This is a genomic window from Erwinia sp. L03-1 (assembly GCF_058686115.1).
Map to the genome: position 1 here is coordinate 245,037 of NZ_CM178762.1, position 19,100 is coordinate 264,136.

Genomic DNA, 19,100 nt, shown 5'->3' on the forward strand with positions numbered 1-19,100 from the left:
GGAGATCGTATGACTTTGAAACTTGGCGTAATCGGCACCGGTGCAATTGGTCAGGAACATATTCGCCGCTGCAGTAAAGTCCTGCAGGGCGCGAAGGTTGTTGCCGTGTCTGATATCAATCTTGATGGTGCGCAAGGCGTCGTCAGCCGTCTGGGCCTGGAGGCAGAAGTGTATGCCAACGGCCACGATGTGATTAACGCTGCGGATGTTGATGCCGTAATCATTACCTCCTGGGGGCCGACTCACGAAGAGTTTACCCTGGCTGCTATTGCCGCGGGCAAACCGGTATTTTGTGAAAAACCGCTGGCGATGAGCGCCGAGGGTTGTCGCCGGATCGTTGATGCAGAAGTGGCTTATGGCAAGCGTCTGGTTCAGGTTGGATTTATGCGCCCCTACGATGCGGGCTATCGCGCACTGAAATCGGTGATTACGCAGGGTGAAATTGGCGAGCCGCTGATGTTGCACTGTGCCCACCGTAATCCGGCGGTGCCGGAAAGCTATACCACCGATATGGCCATTACCGACACGCTGATCCATGAACTGGACGTACTGCGCTGGCTGACAGATGACGATTATAAATCTGTCCAGGTAGTCTTCCCGCGCTCCACTAAAAACTCCCACGCAAAACTGCGCGATCCGCAAATCGTCCTGTTTGAAACCCACAAGGGCGTGCGTATTGACGTGGAAATTTTTGTTAACTGCGCCTATGGCTACGACATTCAGTGTGAAGTCGTGGGTGAAACAGGTATTGCCCGGCTGCCTGAGCCCGCTTCGGTCCAGATGCGCAAAGAGGCCAAACTGGCGACAACCATTCTGACCGACTGGAAAGACCGCTTTATTGATGCCTATGACGTTGAGCTCCAGGCTTTCATTAACGATATTGCCATCGGCCAGCTTCAGGGTCCTTCAGCCTGGGATGGCTTCGCCGCCGCCGTGGCCGGAGATGCCTGCCTGAAGGCGCAGGAAAGCGGACAGATTGAACCCGTCGAAATGCCACCGCGCCCGGCTTTCTACAACCGCTAATGCTTCACTGGCGCCCTGGTGAGTCCGGGCGCTTATAACAGATCTACGTTCGGGAGTTTGCGATGAAAATTGCTTTTGATGTGGATGTCATCAGGGATATGGGCATCACCAAAATGGTCCATCAGGTGGCCGACTGGGGTTATAAATATATTGAACAGTCACCCCACCCGCAGATCAACCCATTCTACAAGCATCCTAAAGCCAGCCGTGAAATCATCACCGAGTATAAAAACGCGCTGCGTGAGACCGGGCTGGAAATCTCATCCTACATTGTGGTCTATCGCTGGTCCGGACCGGATGAGGCGCGCCGCCAGGCTGCGGTGCGTAACTGGAAAAGAATGATCGAGATCGCCGTTGAAACCGGCGTTCAGGTGATCAATACCGAGCTTTCAGGTACGCCGAATGAGCCAGAAATTTGTGAAGAGATGTTCTATCGCTCAATGGAAGAGCTGCTGCCCATTGTCGAGCGCGAAGGTATCCGCATCGAAATCCAGTCTCACCCCTGGGATTTCTGTGAAGAGAACAATGAGACCTCGGACCTGGTGAAATCCTTCCGCAGCGAGAATGTGAAATACCTCTACAGTGCGCCCCACACCTTCTTTTATGACAAGGGAAAAGGGGACGTCAAAAGTATGCTGGAGTACGCAGGGGCTGACCTCTCACACGTGCTGATAGCCGATACCATGAACCACACTAAGCACTGCCGCTATATCGTTAATCCGCCGGGGGTTGATGCCACCATTCACCAGCACGTAGGCGTTGGTGAAGGCGAAGTGGATTTCGATACGCTTTTCCAGACCCTCCGTGAGATGGATTTTGCCAACCGCAGCTACAAGGTGGGCGGTGAGTCGATTATTGCCTCTTCATTGTTTGGCTACCCGGAAAAAATGAAGTATCAGGCAGTGGAAACGCGTGAACTGATCGAGCGCGAGCTGCTTAACCGATAATACCGGGCGGCATGGGCCGCCTTTGCGAACGTTGAGGCATAAAATGAACAAAGATCACGTGAAGCTGGCGATAGCGCCAATTGGCTGGACTAACGACGATATGCCAGAGCTGGGTGGAGAAAATACCTTCCAGCAGATCGTCAGCGAAATGGCGCTGGCTGGCTTTACCGGCAGTGAAGTGGGCAGCAAATATCCCCGTGACCCGGCCGTGCTTAAACCCATGCTGGAGATCAGAGGCATAGAGATCTGCAATGCGTGGTTCAGCACCTTCTTCGCAGATGGCGAGCGGGCAAAAACCATCGACGAATTTATCAACCATCGTGATTTCCTCCATGCGATGGGCGCAAAAGTGATTGGCTGTTCGGAGCAGAGTAAAAGCATCCAGTGCACCACGCTGGGCGTCCTGGAAGAAAAGCCGACCTTTACTGACGCTCAGTGGCAGCTCACGGCACAGGGCTATAATGAGCTGGCGGCGCTGGCGGCTGAAAAGGGCATGCAGGTTTGCCTGCACCACCATATGGGTACAGCCATTCAGACCGCGGAAGAGATTGACCGCTTCATGGCGATCACCAATGACAACGTCTTTCTGCTGTTTGATACCGGCCATGCTTACTACTCAGAGGGGAGCCAGGAAAAAATGCTGGCTATCCTGAAAAAGCACCTGCCACGCATTAATCACGTCCACCTTAAGGATGTACGGGATGACGTAGTATCACGGGTACGCAGCCAGAAACTCTCTTTCCTCGACGGGGTAAGAAAGGGCACTTTTACCGTACCGGGAGATGGCGTCATTGATTTTATGCCGGTCTTTACGCTACTGGATGAGGCGGGCTACAAAGGCTGGATGGTGGTTGAAGCTGAACAGGATCCTGCGATAGCGAACCCATTTGAATATGCGGTAAAAGCCAGGAAATATATTCGCGAGCATGCAGGGCTGTAAGCATTAAGCGATAGCGGTAATTAGCGAAGCAGTATTCGATAAAGCAGTACTCGATAAAGCGATATCTAACAAAGCACTCTTTAACAAAGCACTCTTTAACATAGCAGTAATCAACAAAAAGCCCCTGTCAGCCAGCCGCCCCCAGGTGAATATTTAAAGGGGGCGAGTCAACAATGCCAGGGGCTTTTATGTTATTTCAGCGCAATGGTATTGATGATTTTTTCTGCATCGGTCTGTGACTGCTGCTGATTATCTGCTGGCAGCGTAATTTGCAGCGTTACCAGTTTGCCATCAGCCTTAGCCAACACCACGGAGGACCATGATGACTGGTTCTTAGCGGAAATCACCGTATCCAGCTGCTGTCCAGGCTGCCCTTTCAGGTTTACAGATTTATTGCTGACCACCTGCAACTGCGGATCGCGGTTACGCTGCTGCTGTTCCAGGCGGTTGGACAGTGCGTCCAGGCTTTCGTTGGTGGTATCGCCTTCAATCACGATAATCGCCTTTTGGCCTGAAGCATCGGCGTAAACGTGCATATTATTCGCCTGGGTGCCCAGCTTGCCGCTCTGATCGGACATGCCCGCTGGCAGGGTGAAGCTCAGTTTACCATCCAGCAGAGTCACATTCTGGCTGGACTGGCTGCTGCTCACGCCATTGTCATCGGCTGCGGCTTTATCATTTTTGCCGTCGCAGGCGGTCAGTCCAACCACCAGCAGGCCGATTCCGGCATATTTCAATAAATTACGCATCGTGATCCCTTTTACGTTAGTCATATGACTGATTTAGCTACCCATAAAATCGCAATCGGCGGCTAAATGCAACCGACTCTATTTTAAGAAAGCAGCTTAGCCGAAGTTAACCTGTGCGCCAGTGGATTTTTCCGCAAGACGCTTTAGGAACGCGTTTAGCAGCAGGCCATAGGCAGGCAGGAAGAAAATCATGCAAACGATCACTTTGAAGCTGTAGTCCACCAGGGCAATTTCCACCCAGTTTTGCGCCATAAAGGGATCGGGACTCTTGTAAAAGGCGATGAAAAAGAAGGCGAGCGTATCGCTAATGTTGCCCAGAAACATTGCGGAGGCTGGCGCTATCCACCAGCGCGGTAAGCGCCGCAGCCGGTTGAAGACGTGGACATCCAGAATTTGCCCCAGGGCGTAAGCCATAAAGCTGGCGCAGGCGATACGGGCAACAAACAGGTTTGGCTCTTTCAACACGGCAAAGCCCTGCCATTCGCCCTGATAATAGAGCGCGGAGACCGCGTAGGAGATAATCAGAGCCGGGACCATTACCGCCAGGATAATTCGGCGAGCCAGCGGAGCACCGAAAATGCGCACGGTCAGATCGGTGGCCAGGAAGATAAAGGGAAAGCTGAATGCGCCCCAGGTGGTATGCAGTCCAAAGACCGAAATCGGCAGCTGCACCAGGTAGTTACTGGAGGTAATTACCAACACATGGAATAGCGACAGCCAGACCAGCGCAAAGGTGCGCTGACGGGGAGTAAGTGGAATCATTATATGACCTTTTTGAATATTGGGGTGAGGGAACCCAAAAACAGGCTTAACACTAAGCAGTGCGCGAGATCTTACCGAAACAGGTTATCAATGCAATGGATAATTTTTACGCAAACGTTTACTCCTGATGTATGCCCAGATAAATACAACAGCACCGTTCGAGCGATAAAGTCTATATCAGTGGAACCAGCAAAACGGGCAGCCTTGCAGATAGCGCCACGGCGGGTAAAATAGTCGCCAGATTGAACGTCCCCCTGATGAGAATACTATGAGCGATCGGTTCGCAAATCCTGACCAGACCCTGAATGCGCTGGGCCTTCGCTGCCCTGAGCCGGTAATGATGGTACGTAAAGCCGTGCGTCATATGCAGGAGGGTGACACCCTGCTGATAATTGCGGACGATCCTGCCACCACCCGTGATATCCCGGGCTTCTGCCGTTTTATGGAACATACTCTGCTGGAGCAGTTTACCGACGAGCTGCCCTTTAAATATCTGCTTAAAAAGGGGCTGTAAAAGAGCGGCCAAAATGCGGAAGAGGCATTCTGGCCGGTAAGCTAATTTTTACGTAAAAGCCGCAGTGCGTTAGCCGTCACTAATGCTGTAGCGCCTGAATCCGCGAGTACCGCCAGCCATAACCCGGTGAACCCCAGCAGCGTGGTCAGGAGAAATATTCCCTTCAGCCCCAGCGCAATAGTGATGTTCTGCCGAATATTGGCATGAGTGGCGCGCGACAGGCGGATCATGGCCGCAATCCCATTAAGGCGGTTATGGGTCAGTGCCGCATCTGCTGCTTCCAGCGCCACATCGCTTCCGCTTCCCATCGCAATGCCTATGGTTGCAGCCTTCATTGCTGGCGCATCGTTGATGCCGTCACCGACCATGGCCAGCGGCTGCTGGCTTAGCCCGGCGATGACTGCAACCTTATCGGCGGGCAGCAGTTCCGCACGATAGTCAATATTGAGCTCGCTGGCGATGGCCGCCGCGGCGCGGGCGTTATCCCCCGTCAGCATAATGCTGTGAATATTCATGGCGCGTAGCTCTTCCACAGCGGCTTTAGCATCCTCCCGCAGGGTATCGCGCAGAGCAATCAACCCGATCGGCTGGTTGTCTTCAAGTATCACTACGACCGTATTCCCAGCCGACTCAAGCTGGAAAATCTGTGCCGACTGTTGCTCTGTCAGCCGGTTTGGCGGCAGCCTGGCCGGTGCGATAATCAGTAGTTTGTGCCCACTTACTATCGCCTCGACGCCCGATCCGGTAAGCGTTTTCTGCCCGGATACCAGCGGGACATTTAATCCCAGTTCAGCGGCTCTGGCGACAATAGCCCTGGCAAGAGGATGAGAAGAACCGGTTTCAACCGCTGCTGCTTTTGCCAGCAGTAGATTTACATCATCCTCATTAAGGGCGATAAGCGTCGTGACCACCGGTTTACCTGCTGTCAGCGTACCGGTTTTATCGAAGGCGATAGTGCGAATAGCGCTGAGACGCTCCAGCGCGGCGCCGCCTTTAATCAACGCGCCACGTCGGGTTGCCGCAGCCAGCGCTGAGGTGATCGCCGCCGGGGTTGAGATCACCAGCGCGCAGGGACAGCCAATCAGCAGTAGCGTCAGCCCTTTATAAATCCATGGCTGCCAGTCGGCGGCCAACAATAAAGGGGGAAGGATTGCCACCAGCAGCGCCAGCGCCATGATGGCTGGAGTATAAATACGGCTGAAGCGATCGAGGAAGCGGGCAATCGGTGCCCGGCGCTCCTCAGCCTGCTCGATCAGATGGAGAATGCGGTCAATGGCGCTTTCACCGGGCTTTGAGGTAACCCTAAGCCTGACCGGGCGATCGATACTCAGGCAGCCTGCGGAAACCGGCTCCCCCTGCTGCCGCTCTACAGGCATAGATTCACCGGTAAGGGCGCTCTCGTCGAAGCTTGCGAAAGCATCAAGGAGTTTTGCATCGGCCGGCAATCGCGCGCCCGGCGCCACTTCGATACTATCTCCAGGATTTAGCGAACTGACCGCGACGGTCTCCCGGCGCTCGCCGTGCAGGCGTACCGCCGTATCCGGTTGCAGTGCCATCAGGGCATTTACCCCGCGCCGTGCGCGCCCGGCTGCGAAGGCCTCAAGCCGCTCGCCCAGCATATAGAGTATCAGCACCGTGGCGGCTTCCGCCGTGGCGCCAATCAGCAGCGCGCCTGATGCAGCAATAGTCATCAGGGTTTCAATGGCGAAAGGCGAACCGCTTTTTATCAGCCGAAAGGCCCGACGGCCCGTGGGCCAAAGCCCGAACAGCGTGGTCAGGGTGAAGGCAACTTGTCCGGACTGAGCACTCACTGACTGAATGAGCCAACTGGCAAGCAGCAGCAGAGCGAACAAAATTAGCGTGCGGTTTTCCCGCCAGAACCCGGCAGGCTCAATATGTTTCATCGGCGTACCGCTGCGCGTCAGGCTGAAACCTGCATAGCGGACGGCATCTTCAACCTGCTCGCGGACATCCTCACTCGCTTTTACTACCAGCTTTTGCGTGGCAAAAAGGACGCGTCCCTCGGTGACCGCGGTGAGCTGCCCCACCGCCGTTTCGATTTTCCGTGCGCAGGCGGGGCAGTCCATGCCAGAAATTCGCCAGCTGTAGCCTTCATGCTGTGCGTCACTGTCGCTGTCATCGTCCGGATCGCTGGCAGGTACAGCGCTGCTATGGCAGTCGCTGCAAGGGGTATCTGGCGAGAGAGTATTCACTGACGTGATTTTTCCCATCGCAACCTGAGGCCGCGGATGAGAACTGAATGTTGTCCTGGTCTGGCACTTCCCGCAGGCACAGGGCGTAGCGTGCTGATGCATATTGCCTCCTGATGAAACTGGCGGGAACGTCCCGCCGGTGACATCTTACACTCTGGAGTAGACTCCAGAGTCAAGGCTTAGCGGTTATGAGAGATAAAGTGAACGTACGATCATAAAGTGTCCCGCAAAATAGCAGGCGGCAACGATAGCGCTGTCAGAGGTAAAACGACGGCGGTAATGGCTGATAAACCAGACAATATTGGCCAGCAGCAGCAGCGACGTGCCCACCATAATAGAGAAACTCTCATCGCCGGGGCGGAAAAAGTACTGTTCTGCGGCCAGCCAGACCATCAATAACGTCATGCCAATAAAAGTACATACTGGCCAGCGCAGCTCCTCCAGACGTGTCCAGATGCTGGCGATAAGCGCCACGCCAATAATCAGTACCACCAGCGGGATTGGCCAGAAAAAGCTCAGGGTCATATGACTGGCAAAGCAGAGGGTGTAAAGCAGATGCGACAGGAAAAACGCCCCGATGGCATACAGCATACGGCGATTCGGCAGTAGCGTCAGCGCATCGCCAATCAGCGTGGCGAGCAGCCCGAAAAGAATCAGATAGTCGGTGGTATTAAGGACCGGTGCCTGCCACGCCAGTGCGAGCAACAATAGCAGGGTAACGGGTTTGAATACCCAACGCTGCCACTGTGGCCCCCGATAGGAAGCATCAACGTACAGCCAGCCGGAAAAAAGAACCGCCAGAAACGACCAAATCATAATGTGTCCCTTTGTTTTTTAGAGGTAAAACCTCACAATTCTCATTCCAGTCTAGGTCAGGTCAGACCGATGTGACAATGGGAGCGGTCTGGTTGTATCCTTACTGACCGTGAAATTTATTGCTTAGTCTACGAAAGAGGACGAAGAAAATCATGAAGCCTCCCCTCATTTTTATCATCATACTGGCGGTGATTGCCGTGATGGCCACGCGGCAGTTTATCCGGCAGCGGCGTGAGGTTGCGGTTAACGATGCTTCTCCCGTCAGGGCGTTGCCGGTAATGGTGAAGGAGAAGCGAGAAGTGCCCGTGCCAAACCGGCGTTCACGCCAGCGGGAAACGATTCCGGTGGAGGCAATGCGCTATGAAGCCTGGTTTCGACCGCTTAACGGCGCGGGTGATTTTAAACTCGTCCTGCAGGCGGGCGATTTTCATCAAATTGATCGGGGAGTGAAGGGCGAACTGAAGGTAAAAGGGACGCGCTTTATCTCATTCTCACCCCGATATGATGCTGTGCGATAAAGCCAGTCGGCAGGTATACGTGACCTGAAATGGACTTTTCAGGTCAACGCGTGAGAACGCTTCTTTTTGCGAAGCTTACTTTTTCGGTAGCTGTTTTTTTTGCCATGCAAGCAGTTCAAATACGCCGAAAAAGAAGATTTTGACCTGCACCAGCCCGCTGAGCGCTGGCCCGCCTTTCGGCTGGGTGGCCCGCATCAGTACCAGCTGTAAGCCATGCATAAGCACCATAAAAATCAGCGCGACGTTAACAAAATACTTCAGCGGCGTGGGGAACGGGTGTACCAGGTTAAGCAGCAGAAATGCCCACACGCCCGTCATCAGTATGCGTCCCAGATTAATCAGCATCACTCTCTTCCTTTGCAGTGGTATGGCGAATATACAGGCGATAAGCAACCTGGCCGGCGATCTTTTCCCGATGAAGCTGCCAGCTGGCGGGAACCGGCGGCAGACCGTTTTCTACTTCGCTCTCTACGTATATCAGGGCTTCATCGGCCAGCCAGCCCTGGGTTTCCAGCAGCGTTAGCGTCTGCTCCAGCAGACCCTTGCGAAACGGCGGATCGATAAATACCAGATCATGCGGCTCCCCCTGCTTTGCCAGCCACTGTAGCGTATTGGTGTGAATGACCCTGCCGGTTTTTGCCCCCAGCGTAACCAGGTTCTTCTCCAGCTGCTGCGCTACCGGACGCTCCAGCTCCAGCAGAGTGGCAGAGGCCGCATGGCGTGAAAGCGCCTCCAGACCCAGCGCGCCGCTACCGGCAAAGCAGTCAAGGCAGCGTGCGGCCTGAATATCGGGTGCCAGCCAGTTAAACAGCGTTTCACGCACGCGGTCGGTGGTTGGGCGCAGGCCTGCGCTATCCGGTACGGGAAGTTTCCTGCCGCGCCACTGGCCACCGATAATACGGATCTGCCCGGCGCTGTTGCTGCTGTTCTTTTTATTCATGCTGCTGAACTCTTCATAATTTGTTGCACAGTTTAACGGGCTTACCGGGCTGAGGAAACGTAAAAAGGGTGCTGTGTTGCGTTAGCAGGAAAGTGTTAGACTAGGGGATTAAGATGATTTTCAGAGACCTGACGGATTTCCCCCCGCGAGGAGTGTGGTTGCACCATGGCAAAAAATAAAAAACGTGGCTTTTTTTCCTGGCTGGGATTAGGACGCGAAGAAAAAGCGCCGCAGGAAGAGACGAAAGACGCGTCCGGCGACAGGCTTTCCCCGGCTGAAGAGACGTCCGCGCATGACGGTTCTCCCTCTCGTGAAGCAGAACAGCGTGCTGATGAGACGGTCGCGGTCACCGAGGAGGTTGCGCATCAGCAGGTGGAACATCCTGAATCCGTCCAGCCTTCGGTACTGGTCGAGCCGCGTGAGGACGCCACCCTGATTCAGGATAGCCCTCTGGCAGTAGAAAACCTGCCGGAAGAACGCCCTGAAATCCAGCCCGAGCCGGAAGCCGTGCTGCAGCCGGAAGAACGCGTTGAGATCCAGCCCGAGCCGGAAGCCGTGCTGCTGCCGGAAGAACGCGCTGAAATCCAGCCCGAACCGGAAGCCGTGCTGCTGCCGGAAGAGCGCGCTGAAATCCAGCCTGAGCCAGAAGCCGTGCTGCTGCCGGAAGAACGCGCTGAGATCCAGCCCGAACCGATCGCGCCAGAAGACTCGATCGCTGCGGCACTGGCAAAGGTTGAGAACACCGAACACACCGAGCAGGAGCGCCCCAGCAAAGAGGGCTTTTTTGCGCGTCTGAAGCGTAGCCTGGTCAAAACGCGGCAGAACCTGGGATCGGGCTTTATCAGCCTGTTTCGGGGTAAGAAGATTGATGACGATCTGTTTGAAGAGCTGGAAGAGCAGTTGCTGATTGCCGATGTGGGCGTTGAAACGACCCGTCGGATTATCGGTAACCTCACGGCTCAGGCCAACCGCAAGCAGCTTCGCGATGCCGAAGCGCTTTATGGCCTGCTAAAGCAGGAGATGGCCGAAATTCTGTCGAAGGTTGAAGCACCGCTGGATGTCGGCACGAAGTCGCCGTTTGTCATCCTGATGGTTGGCGTGAATGGCGTGGGTAAAACCACCACTATCGGCAAGCTGGCGCGCCAGTATCAGGCTGAAGGAAAATCGGTCATGCTGGCTGCTGGCGACACCTTCAGGGCGGCAGCCGTTGAACAGCTCCAGGTGTGGGGCGAGCGTAATCATATTCCAGTGATTGCCCAGCAAACCGGTGCCGATTCCGCTTCGGTTATCTTTGACGCGATCCAGGCAGCAAAAGCCCGCCACGTTGACGTGCTGATTGCCGATACCGCAGGTCGCCTGCAAAATAAATCGCACCTGATGGAAGAGCTGAAAAAAATCACCCGCGTGATGAAGAAGCTCGACGAACAGGCGCCACATGAGGTGATGCTGACCATTGATGCCAGCACCGGACAGAATGCTATCAGCCAGACCCGACTCTTCCACGAGGCGGTTGGGCTGACAGGTATTACGCTAACCAAGCTGGACGGCACCGCAAAGGGTGGCGTTATTTTCTCGGTAGCGGATCAGTTCAACATTCCCATTCGCTATATCGGCGTGGGTGAAGGTATTGAAGATTTGCGATCGTTTAAGGCAGACGATTTTATTGAGGCACTTTTTGCCCGAGAGGACTAATTAGGATGATTCGCTTTGAAGAGGTCAGTAAGGCTTATCTCGGCGGTCGGCAAGCGCTTCAGGGGGTAGATTTCCATCTGCGTCCGGGGGAAATGGCGTTTCTGACCGGGCATTCGGGGGCGGGGAAAAGTACGCTGCTGAAACTTATTTGCGGCATTGAACGTCCCAGCGCCGGGCATATCTGGTTCAGCGGGCACGACATCAGCCGCCTGAAAAGCAGCGAAGTCCCTTTCCTTCGCCGCCAGATTGGAATGATCTTTCAGGATCACCATCTGTTGATGGACCGCTCGGTCTATGACAACGTGGCGATCCCGCTGATTATTGCCGGGGCGAGCGGTGAAGATATCCGCCGTCGCGTATCGGCTGCGCTGGATAAAGTGGGCCTGCTGGACAAAGCGAAGAGTTATCCAATCCAGCTCTCCGGCGGTGAACAGCAGCGGGTAGGCATCGCCCGTGCGGTGGTGAACAAGCCCGCCGTTCTGCTGGCCGATGAGCCTACCGGAAATCTGGATGATGCGCTGTCGGAAGACATTCTGCGTCTGTTTGAAGAGTTTAACCGCGTTGGCGTCACGGTGCTGATGGCCACCCATGACCAGGCGCTGATCGCCCGGCGTAATTACCGCCTGATGAGCCTCAATCAGGGACGTTTACACGGAGGTCAAGGTGGCCAATAAACGCAATACCCGCGCACCGGCGCCAAAAACCACGAAGCCAAAACAGCCCTCTAAAAGTCAGGCGTTGAAGGGAGGGTGGCAGGAGCAGTGGCGCTATGCGCTGCGCGGCTCGCTGTCGGACATGTGGCGTCAGCCGCTGGCCACGCTGCTCACGGTGATGGTGATCGCTATCTCCCTCACCCTGCCGAGCGTCTGTTTTATGGTGTGGAAAAACGTTAGCCAGGCCGCTGAACAGTGGTATCCCGCGCCGCAGCTGACCGTCTATCTCAGCAAGACGCTGGATGATGACGCAGCGGAAAACGTGGTGGCTCAGCTGAAAAAAGAGGACGGCGTGGACAAGGTGAATTACCTGTCACGCGAAGAGGCGATGGGCGAGTTTCGTAACTGGTCCGGCTTTGGCGGCGCCATGGATATGCTGGAGCAAAACCCGCTACCCGCGGTGGCGATTATCACGCCTAAGCTGAATTTCCAGAACTCTGACACCATGAATAATCTGCGCGATCGCGTGGCGAAGGTGCAGGGTATCGACGAAGTGAAAATGGATGATAGCTGGTTCGCCCGGCTGGCGGCGCTGACCGGTCTGGTAGGGCAGGTTGCAGCGATGATCGGCGTGTTGATGATCGTGGCGGTGTTTCTGGTCATCGGTAACAGCGTGCGGCTCAGCATTTTTGCCCGTCGCGACACCATCAACGTGCAGAAGCTCATCGGCGCGACCGACGGGTTTATCCTGCGGCCATTCCTGTACGGCGGTGCCCTGCTCGGCTTTACCGGGGCGCTGCTGTCGCTGGTGCTGTCGGAGGTGTTGGTATTCCGTCTGGAGTCCGTCGTCACGCAGGTTGCCGCCGTGTTTGGCACCACCTTCAACCTGCACGGCCTGGCCTGGGACGAGAGCCTGCTGCTGCTGCTGATTTCTGCCATGATTGGCTGGATCGCGGCCTGGCTCGCGACGGTACAACATTTACGTCGATTTACGCCGCAGTAACCCCTTTTCACGATTTTTTGTTATAATCTTCCTCTGCTGTTTGAGTAAAGCCGCAGAGGAAGCGTGAGTTTCAGCGTCTTCCCGCCTCGGCTCCAGTCTGCCAGAAGCTGTGTTTAATTTATGCACACATAAAAGTGAACTTGTGGATAACTTTGCAGTCGAAGTAGCACGGATTGCTTTAACTTATGACCCGCGTTCACGTAGTCTGGTGAATTGTGCAGGGAATGGCACAGCAATAATGCTTATTACAGAGAGGGTTTGAATGACCAAAGAAATGCAAACTTTAGCTATTGCTCCTTTAGGCAACCTGGATTCCTACATCCGGGCCGCCAATGCCTGGCCTATGCTGACGGCAGAAGAGGAAAAAGCGCTGGCTGAACGGCTGCATTACCAGGGCGATCTGGATGCAGCTAAGACGCTGATCCTGTCTCACCTGCGCTTTGTTGTTCATGTTGCTCGTAACTATTCGGGCTACGGCCTGCCGCAGGCTGATCTGATTCAGGAAGGCAATATTGGCCTGATGAAAGCCGTACGCCGCTTTAACCCGGAAGTGGGCGTTCGTCTGGTCTCCTTTGCCGTTCACTGGATCAAAGCTGAGATCCACGAATACGTGCTGCGTAACTGGCGTATCGTCAAGGTTGCGACCACCAAGGCACAGCGTAAGCTGTTCTTTAACCTGCGTAAGGCTAAGCAGCGTTTAGGCTGGTTCAATCAGGAAGAGGTCGAAATGGTGGCCCGGGAGTTGGGTGTTTCCAGCAAAGACGTACTGGAAATGGAGTCGCGTATGGCGGCTCAGGATATGACCTTTGACCCGACGCCTGATGACGAAGGTGAAGGCCGCTCAATGGCACCGATGCTCTATCTGCAGGACAAGTCATCTGACTTTGCCGGTGGCATTGAAGAGGACAACTGGGATGCACACGCTGCTGATAAGCTGAGTGACGCCATGCTGGGTCTGGATGAGCGTAGTCAGGACATTATTCGTGCCCGCTGGCTGGACGGCGATAATAAAACCACGCTGCAGGAGCTGGCCGATAAATATGGCGTTTCCGCCGAGCGCGTGCGTCAGCTTGAAAAGAACGCGATGAAAAAGCTGCGCGTGGCTATCGAAGCCTGAGAAGCGTCGCCTGGAACATCCGCGCTAAGTGAATCATCGCCCCACCAGGGGCGATGATCTGAACCCATCGCACCGCCCTAACCCCTTCCGACCCATTTGTAATCCTCTGAGTCACTCCAGCACTTTATTATTTAGCCAGGCTGACATGCATTAACAGCATATCATCCGGTTCCTCTACCCTTTTTAGCGTAGAGGGCAGCGTGCAAAAAATTGACTGGCGCGCTATTCGTTAAAGAAAGGACTGGCTCAGGCTGTTTATTTACGAAGGCGCACCCAGCCGCCATCAGCAGGCACAAATCCGCCCTGATGCATAAAGGCCGCAATAACCTCAGGATCGCTATCGTCATTCATTACCATCCTCCACCGCGTCACCGCCGGGTTCTGTGCCAGGGTGTCGGCCAGCAGATAACTCCCCACGCCGCGACGACGCGTCACTTCACGTACCATCAATGCTTCAAGCTCGCCATGCGCGCCTTCAATTGTCAGCCTGACCGCAGCAAGCAGGCGCTCATTGAACGTGGCGGCGTAAAGCTGATGCTGCTCATCCAGCCCCCTCTCCAGCGCATCCAGCGAAGTGCCGGGCCATATTTTCCCCAGGTCCAGTCGGTCCTGCGCAGATAAGTGGTGCAGTCTGATAATGGTAAGTTTCATAATTCCGATCGGGTCGAGGTGAAAGGCCTGGTTTATCTAAAATCCCAGATAAAGGACAGTTTAACTTTTGCTAATCTGAAAACAAAGCATTCGCTCTGTGACGCGCCACTCCGGCAGAGATAAGCTTAAATAATCACCGGAAAGCCAGCATAATGCGCTGGATGACTGCTTACTAAGCCACCGTTTCTGCCAGTGAATACGTCCGTTAAGGGCAGAGTTTTCTTAATATGTCAGTTGCTTTGCAGAAGAAAACTCCTGTTTAATGGACTGATAATAAAGAATTATTAATAAAATGGCCTGAAATCTCCTAACGCCTTATTCCTAAAGCGTTTTACGTAGATGCGATGGCTATAAAAATAGCAAACACAACAGGCGGGGTAGTCTAGGATGAAAATCGTTAAAGGTAGCGTGCTGCTGGCAGGATGCATTGCGCTGGCAATGAGTCAGGCGGCGGTAGCGAAAGAGATTAAAGTGGCTATTGTCGGAGCCATGTCGGGTCCGGTTGCGCAGTATGGCGATATGGAGTTCACCGGCGCGAAGCAGGCCATCGCGGACATTAATGCAAAAGGCGGCGTCAACGGCGACAAGCTGGTTGGCGTTGAATATGACGACGCCTGCGACCCCAAACAGGCCGTGGCCGTGGCAAACAAAGTGATCAACGACGGCATTCACTACGTGATCGGCCACATCTGCTCCTCTTCCACCCAGCCTGCGTCGGATATCTACGAAGATGAGGGTGTGCTAATGATCACGCCCGCGGCAACCAGCGCCGAGCTGACCACCCGCGGCTATAAAATGATTATGCGCACCACCGGGCTGGATTCCGATCAGGGGCCGACTGCGGCGAAATATATCCTCAGCGTGGTTAAACCGCAGCGGATCGCCGTAATCCACGACAAGCAGCAGTACGGTGAAGGCCTGGCGCGTTCCGTGCAGGATAGCCTGAAAAAATCTGGCGGCAACGTGGTGATGTTTGAAGGGATCACCGCAGGAGATAAAGATTTCTCCACCCTGGTGGCCCGCCTGAAAAAAGAGAACGTCGATTTCGTCTATTTTGGTGGTTACTATCCGGAAATGGGACAGATCCTTCGTCAGTCTCGCGCAGCCGGTCTGAAAACGCAGTTTATGGGGCCTGAGGGCGTCGGCAACTCATCGCTGTCGAATATCGCGGGTGCGGCTTCCGAAGGGATGCTGGTGACGCTGCCGAAGCGCTACGATCAGGAGCCTGCAAACAAGCCGATTGTTGATGCGCTTAAGGCGAAAAAACTCGACGCTACCGGGCCATTCGTCTGGACCACCTACGCTGCGCTCCAGGCGCTGACTACCGGGATGACGCGCAGTAAGAGCGCAGAACCGGCGGACATTGCGAAAAACCTGAAGGAGGGTGCGCCCGTGCCCACGGTGATGGGCGACCTGAGCTGGGATGCGAAAGGGGACCTCAAAGGGTTCGAGTTTGGCATATTCCAGTGGCATGCTGACGGTTCCTCCACGGCGGTGAAATAAAACCGGCGGCTGGCCAACACACCGGCCAGCCTGTTCAGATGCCAGGCGTTTTTATTCTCTCCGCCGACGCGGGAAGAAGTAAGGTACTCAGGTATGTCCGAGCAGCTCCTCTATTTTTTGCAACAGATGTTCAATGGCGTAACGTTAGGCAGCACCTACGCGCTGATCGCCATTGGCTATACCATGGTGTATGGCATCATCGGGATGATCAACTTCGCCCACGGCGAAGTCTATATGATTGGCAGCTACGTCTCCTTTATTGTGATTGCTGCGCTGATGATGATGGGGATCGACGTCGGCTGGATGCTGATTGGTGCCGGATTTATCGTCGCCATCGTGATTGCCAGCGCGTACGGCTGGAGCATCGAACGCGTTGCCTACCGTCCGGTACGATCCTCAAAACGGCTGATTGCGTTGATCTCTGCCATCGGCATGTCCATTTTTCTGCAAAATTACGTCAGCCTTACTCAGGGATCGCGCGACCTTGCGCTGCCGGGCCTGATAACGGGTCAGTGGACGCTGGGCGAAAGTAACGGTTTTTCCGCCACGCTCTCAACGATGCAGGTCGTTATCTGGCTGGTCACCTTCGTGGCGATGCTGGCGCTGACGCTGTTTATCCGCTATTCCCGGATGGGTCGTGCCTGCCGCGCCTGTGCCGAGGATTTGAAAATGGCCAGCCTGCTGGGCATTAACACCGATCGCGTCATCTCCCTGACGTTTGTTATCGGGGCCGCCATGGCGGCGGTGGCGGGTGTATTGCTGGGCCAGTTTTACGGCGTCATTAACCCCTACATTGGCTTTATGGCCGGGATGAAAGCATTTACCGCTGCGGTGCTGGGCGGAATAGGGAGTATTCCAGGGGCCATGGTCGGTGGGCTGATCCTCGGTATTGCCGAAGCGCTGACCTCGGCTTACCTCAGCACGGAATACAAGGATGTGGTCTCTTTCGCGCTGCTGATCGTGGTGCTGCTGGTCATGCCGACCGGTATCCTGGGGCGTCCGGAGGTGGAGAAAGTATGAAACACCTCAACCTGCTTAACGCCCTGGCCTCCGCCGCGATGCTGGTGCTGCTGGCCGCTTTCTTTATGGGCATGCGCCTGGATCTGGACGGCACCCGGTTGGTGGTCAACAACGCCGGAAGCGTGCGCTGGAACTGGATAGCAATCGGCTGTGCGGTGGTCTTCTTCTTTCAGCTGCTGCGCCCACTGCTACAGCACGGCCTGAAAAAAGTCTCTGCGCCGTCGCTGGTATTGCCGGGGATCGACGGTTCAACGCGAAAGCAGCAGCTGTTTATGCTGCTGCTGCTCATTGCCGCCATTGCCTGGCCCTTCCTGGTGACGCGCGGCACGGTGGATATCGCCACGCTGACGCTGATTTATGTGATGCTGGGTCTGGGGCTGAACGTGGTGGTGGGTCTGTCAGGCCTGCTGGTTCTGGGCTACGGCGGCTTTTACGCCATCGGTGCCTACACGTTTGCGCTGCTTAATCACTATTACGCACTGAGCTTCTGGGAATGTCTGCCGCTGGCCGGGCTGGTGACGGCACTGTTCGGGCTGCTGCTTGGCTTCCCGGTACTGCGGCTACGCGGGGATTATCTGGCAATTGTTACGCTCGGCTTTGGGGAAATCGTCCGTATTTTGCTGCTCAATAATACTGAGATTACCGGCGGTCCCAACGGCATCAGCCAGATCCCTAAGCCAACGCTGTTCGGACTGGAATTTAACCGCAGCGTACGCGATGGCGGCTGGGATACCTTCCATCATTTCTTTGGACTGAAATATGATCCGAGCGATCGCATTATTTTCCTCTATATGGTGGCGCTGTTGCTGGTGGTACTGACGCTATTCGTGATTAACCGGCTGCTGAGGATGCCGCTGGGTCGCGCCTGGGAAGCGCTGCGCGAGGATGAAATTGCCTGTCGCTCCCTGGGGCTAAACCCAACGCGCATCAAGCTGACCGCCTTTACCATCAGCGCGGCCTTTGCGGGATTTGCCGGCAGCCTGTTCGCCGCCCGCCAGGGGTTTGTCAGCCCGGAATCCTTCACCTTCGCGGAGTCTGCCTTCGTGCTGGCTATCGTGGTACTGGGCGGGATGGGATCGCAGTTTGCGGTGATCCTCGCGGCCGTTCTGCTGGTAGTTTCGCGCGAGCTGATGCGCGATCTGAACGAGTACAGCATGCTGGTGCTCGGCGGGCTGATGGTGCTGATGATGATCTGGCGCCCGCAGGGGCTGCTGCCGATGAAGCGACCGCATCTCAAGCTGAAAAGCGTGGAAAAAGGAGATGCCGTATGACGCCGGTATTGTCCGTAAGCGGCCTGATGATGCGCTTTGGTGGCCTGCTTGCCGTAAACAATGTCGAGCTGGAGCTGCGCCCACAGGAGATCGTTTCGCTGATTGGCCCAAACGGGGCGGGTAAAACCACCGTCTTTAACTGCCTGACCGGCTTTTACCGGCCGACGGGCGGCAGCATCAGGCTGCGCGATCGCGAGCTGGCGGGCCTGGCGGGACAAAAAATTGCCCGAATGGGCATCGTACGCACCTTCCAGCACGTACGGCTGTTCCGTGAGATGACGGTAATTGAAAATCTGCTGGTCGCCCAGCATCAACATCTGAAAAGCGGGGTATTTGCCGGACTGTTAAAAACGCCCGCTTTCCGTCGCGCGGAGAGCGAAGCGCTGGACAGGGCGGCGACGTGGCTTGAACGCGTCGGCCTGCTGGCGCTCGCCAATCGTCAGGCGGGCAACCTCGCCTACGGTCAGCAGCGCCGACTGGAGATTGCCCGCTGTATGGTAACCCGGCCGGAAATATTGATGCTGGATGAGCCCGCAGCGGGGCTGAACCCAAACGAAACGCATGAGCTGGACGCGCTTATCGCCGAGCTGCGACGTGAACATAAGGTGTCGGTATTGTTGATTGAACACGATATGAAGCTGGTGATGGGCATTTCCGACCGGATTTATGTGGTTAACCAGGGTACGCCGCTGGCGAACGGTACGCCGGATGAAATCCGTAGCAACCCGGATGTGATCCGCGCTTACTTAGGGGAGGCATAAGGTGAAT

Annotated in this window: 20 protein-coding genes; 13 read left to right on the forward strand and 7 right to left on the reverse strand. The window is 55.4% G+C overall.

Annotation, left to right across the window (positions count from 1 at the left end; translation table 11 throughout):
* The first annotated feature begins 9 nt into the window (after positions 1-9).
* The 3 genes from iolG (at position 10) to iolE (ending at position 2,910) form a co-directional block, all read left to right on the forward strand.
* On the forward strand, positions 10-1,023 hold the full coding sequence (gene iolG / locus AC4PCC_RS01015; RefSeq protein WP_067700027.1) for a bifunctional inositol 2-dehydrogenase/D-chiro-inositol 1-dehydrogenase: 1,014 nt from the start codon (positions 10-12) through the stop codon (positions 1,021-1,023).
* A 62-nt stretch (positions 1,024-1,085) separates the two neighbouring features.
* Positions 1,086-1,970 carry a sugar phosphate isomerase/epimerase family protein gene (locus AC4PCC_RS01020; protein WP_067700024.1) on the forward strand — a complete coding sequence of 295 codons (885 nt, stop codon included), beginning with the start codon at positions 1,086-1,088 and terminating at the stop codon, positions 1,968-1,970.
* 43 nt (positions 1,971-2,013) lie between these two features.
* Positions 2,014-2,910 (forward strand): myo-inosose-2 dehydratase, encoded by an 897-nt coding sequence (iolE, locus tag AC4PCC_RS01025; RefSeq protein WP_067700021.1) that lies wholly within the window; start codon positions 2,014-2,016, stop codon positions 2,908-2,910.
* Between the two features lie 191 nt (positions 2,911-3,101).
* On the opposite strand, the gene AC4PCC_RS01030 is transcribed toward iolE, so the two are convergent.
* Positions 3,102-3,659, reverse strand: coding sequence for a DcrB family lipoprotein (locus AC4PCC_RS01030; RefSeq protein ID WP_492126130.1), 558 nt, complete (start codon positions 3,657-3,659; stop codon positions 3,102-3,104).
* A gap of 96 nt (positions 3,660-3,755) precedes the next feature.
* The gene (locus tag AC4PCC_RS01035) at positions 3,756-4,421 is read right to left on the reverse strand and encodes a 7-cyano-7-deazaguanine/7-aminomethyl-7-deazaguanine transporter (protein WP_345829343.1); all 666 of its coding nucleotides are present in this window, start codon (positions 4,419-4,421) and stop codon (positions 3,756-3,758) included.
* Between the two features lie 268 nt (positions 4,422-4,689).
* Here AC4PCC_RS01035 and tusA point away from each other — a divergent pair, with 268 nt between their 5' ends.
* Positions 4,690-4,935, forward strand: a complete 246-nt coding sequence (tusA, locus tag AC4PCC_RS01040) for a sulfurtransferase TusA (protein WP_067700012.1) — start codon at positions 4,690-4,692, stop codon at positions 4,933-4,935.
* Positions 4,936-4,976: 41 nt separating this feature from the next.
* Here the strand turns inward: tusA and AC4PCC_RS01045 are convergent, their stop codons facing one another.
* Together AC4PCC_RS01045 and AC4PCC_RS01050 are read right to left on the reverse strand one after the other, a co-directional pair.
* Positions 4,977-7,166: a zinc/cadmium/mercury/lead-transporting ATPase gene (locus AC4PCC_RS01045; RefSeq protein WP_492127604.1), complete on the reverse strand. Its 2,190-nt coding sequence runs from the start codon at positions 7,164-7,166 to the stop codon at positions 4,977-4,979.
* Positions 7,167-7,334: 168 nt separating this feature from the next.
* Positions 7,335-7,964, reverse strand: a complete 630-nt coding sequence (locus tag AC4PCC_RS01050) for a lysoplasmalogenase (RefSeq protein WP_345829338.1) — start codon at positions 7,962-7,964, stop codon at positions 7,335-7,337.
* Between the two features lie 152 nt (positions 7,965-8,116).
* Between AC4PCC_RS01050 and AC4PCC_RS01055 the strand changes: the two genes are divergently transcribed.
* On the forward strand, positions 8,117-8,482 hold the full coding sequence (locus AC4PCC_RS01055) for a DUF2500 domain-containing protein (protein WP_369815679.1): 366 nt from the start codon (positions 8,117-8,119) through the stop codon (positions 8,480-8,482).
* Positions 8,483-8,557: 75 nt separating this feature from the next.
* Here the strand turns inward: AC4PCC_RS01055 and AC4PCC_RS01060 are convergent, their stop codons facing one another.
* Together AC4PCC_RS01060 and rsmD are read right to left on the reverse strand one after the other, a co-directional pair.
* On the reverse strand, positions 8,558-8,827 hold the full coding sequence (locus tag AC4PCC_RS01060) for a DUF1145 family protein (RefSeq protein WP_067700003.1): 270 nt from the start codon (positions 8,825-8,827) through the stop codon (positions 8,558-8,560).
* Complete coding sequence (rsmD, locus tag AC4PCC_RS01065) at positions 8,817-9,422, reverse strand: 16S rRNA (guanine(966)-N(2))-methyltransferase (RefSeq protein WP_067700000.1); 606 nt, start codon at positions 9,420-9,422, stop codon at positions 8,817-8,819. Before rsmD ends, AC4PCC_RS01060 begins: the two co-directional genes overlap by 11 nt.
* Positions 9,423-9,587: 165 nt before the next feature.
* Between rsmD and ftsY the strand changes: the two genes are divergently transcribed.
* From ftsY to rpoH, 4 genes are all read left to right on the forward strand, one after another.
* A complete protein-coding gene (ftsY, locus tag AC4PCC_RS01070; protein WP_492126131.1) occupies positions 9,588-11,114 on the forward strand; it encodes a signal recognition particle-docking protein FtsY in 1,527 nt (508 codons plus the stop codon).
* A 5-nt stretch (positions 11,115-11,119) separates the two neighbouring features.
* A complete protein-coding gene (gene ftsE, locus AC4PCC_RS01075; RefSeq protein ID WP_492126132.1) occupies positions 11,120-11,788 on the forward strand; it encodes a cell division ATP-binding protein FtsE in 669 nt (222 codons plus the stop codon).
* On the forward strand, positions 11,778-12,770 hold the full coding sequence (gene ftsX, locus AC4PCC_RS01080) for a permease-like cell division protein FtsX (RefSeq protein WP_492126133.1): 993 nt from the start codon (positions 11,778-11,780) through the stop codon (positions 12,768-12,770). Before ftsE ends, ftsX begins: the two co-directional genes overlap by 11 nt.
* A gap of 262 nt (positions 12,771-13,032) precedes the next feature.
* Complete coding sequence (gene rpoH, locus AC4PCC_RS01085; protein ID WP_492126134.1) at positions 13,033-13,887, forward strand: RNA polymerase sigma factor RpoH; 855 nt, start codon at positions 13,033-13,035, stop codon at positions 13,885-13,887.
* Positions 13,888-14,142: 255 nt separating this feature from the next.
* Here rpoH and panM read toward each other — a convergent pair whose 3' ends face one another.
* Positions 14,143-14,538 (reverse strand): aspartate 1-decarboxylase autocleavage activator PanM, encoded by a 396-nt coding sequence (gene panM / locus AC4PCC_RS01090; protein ID WP_492126135.1) that lies wholly within the window; start codon positions 14,536-14,538, stop codon positions 14,143-14,145.
* A 387-nt stretch (positions 14,539-14,925) separates the two neighbouring features.
* Between panM and AC4PCC_RS01095 the strand changes: the two genes are divergently transcribed.
* The 4 genes from AC4PCC_RS01095 (at position 14,926) to livG (ending at position 19,093) form a co-directional block, all read left to right on the forward strand.
* Positions 14,926-16,041, forward strand: a complete 1,116-nt coding sequence (locus AC4PCC_RS01095; RefSeq protein ID WP_492126136.1) for a branched-chain amino acid ABC transporter substrate-binding protein — start codon at positions 14,926-14,928, stop codon at positions 16,039-16,041.
* Positions 16,042-16,134: 93 nt separating this feature from the next.
* Positions 16,135-17,061, forward strand: a complete 927-nt coding sequence (livH, locus tag AC4PCC_RS01100; RefSeq protein WP_492126137.1) for a high-affinity branched-chain amino acid ABC transporter permease LivH — start codon at positions 16,135-16,137, stop codon at positions 17,059-17,061.
* Positions 17,058-18,332 carry a high-affinity branched-chain amino acid ABC transporter permease LivM gene (locus tag AC4PCC_RS01105; protein ID WP_492126138.1) on the forward strand — a complete coding sequence of 425 codons (1,275 nt, stop codon included), beginning with the start codon at positions 17,058-17,060 and terminating at the stop codon, positions 18,330-18,332. The genes livH and AC4PCC_RS01105 overlap by 4 nt, the downstream gene beginning before the upstream one ends.
* Positions 18,329-19,093 (forward strand): high-affinity branched-chain amino acid ABC transporter ATP-binding protein LivG, encoded by a 765-nt coding sequence (gene livG, locus AC4PCC_RS01110; protein ID WP_492126139.1) that lies wholly within the window; start codon positions 18,329-18,331, stop codon positions 19,091-19,093. Before AC4PCC_RS01105 ends, livG begins: the two co-directional genes overlap by 4 nt.
* Positions 19,094-19,100 lie beyond the last annotated feature (7 nt).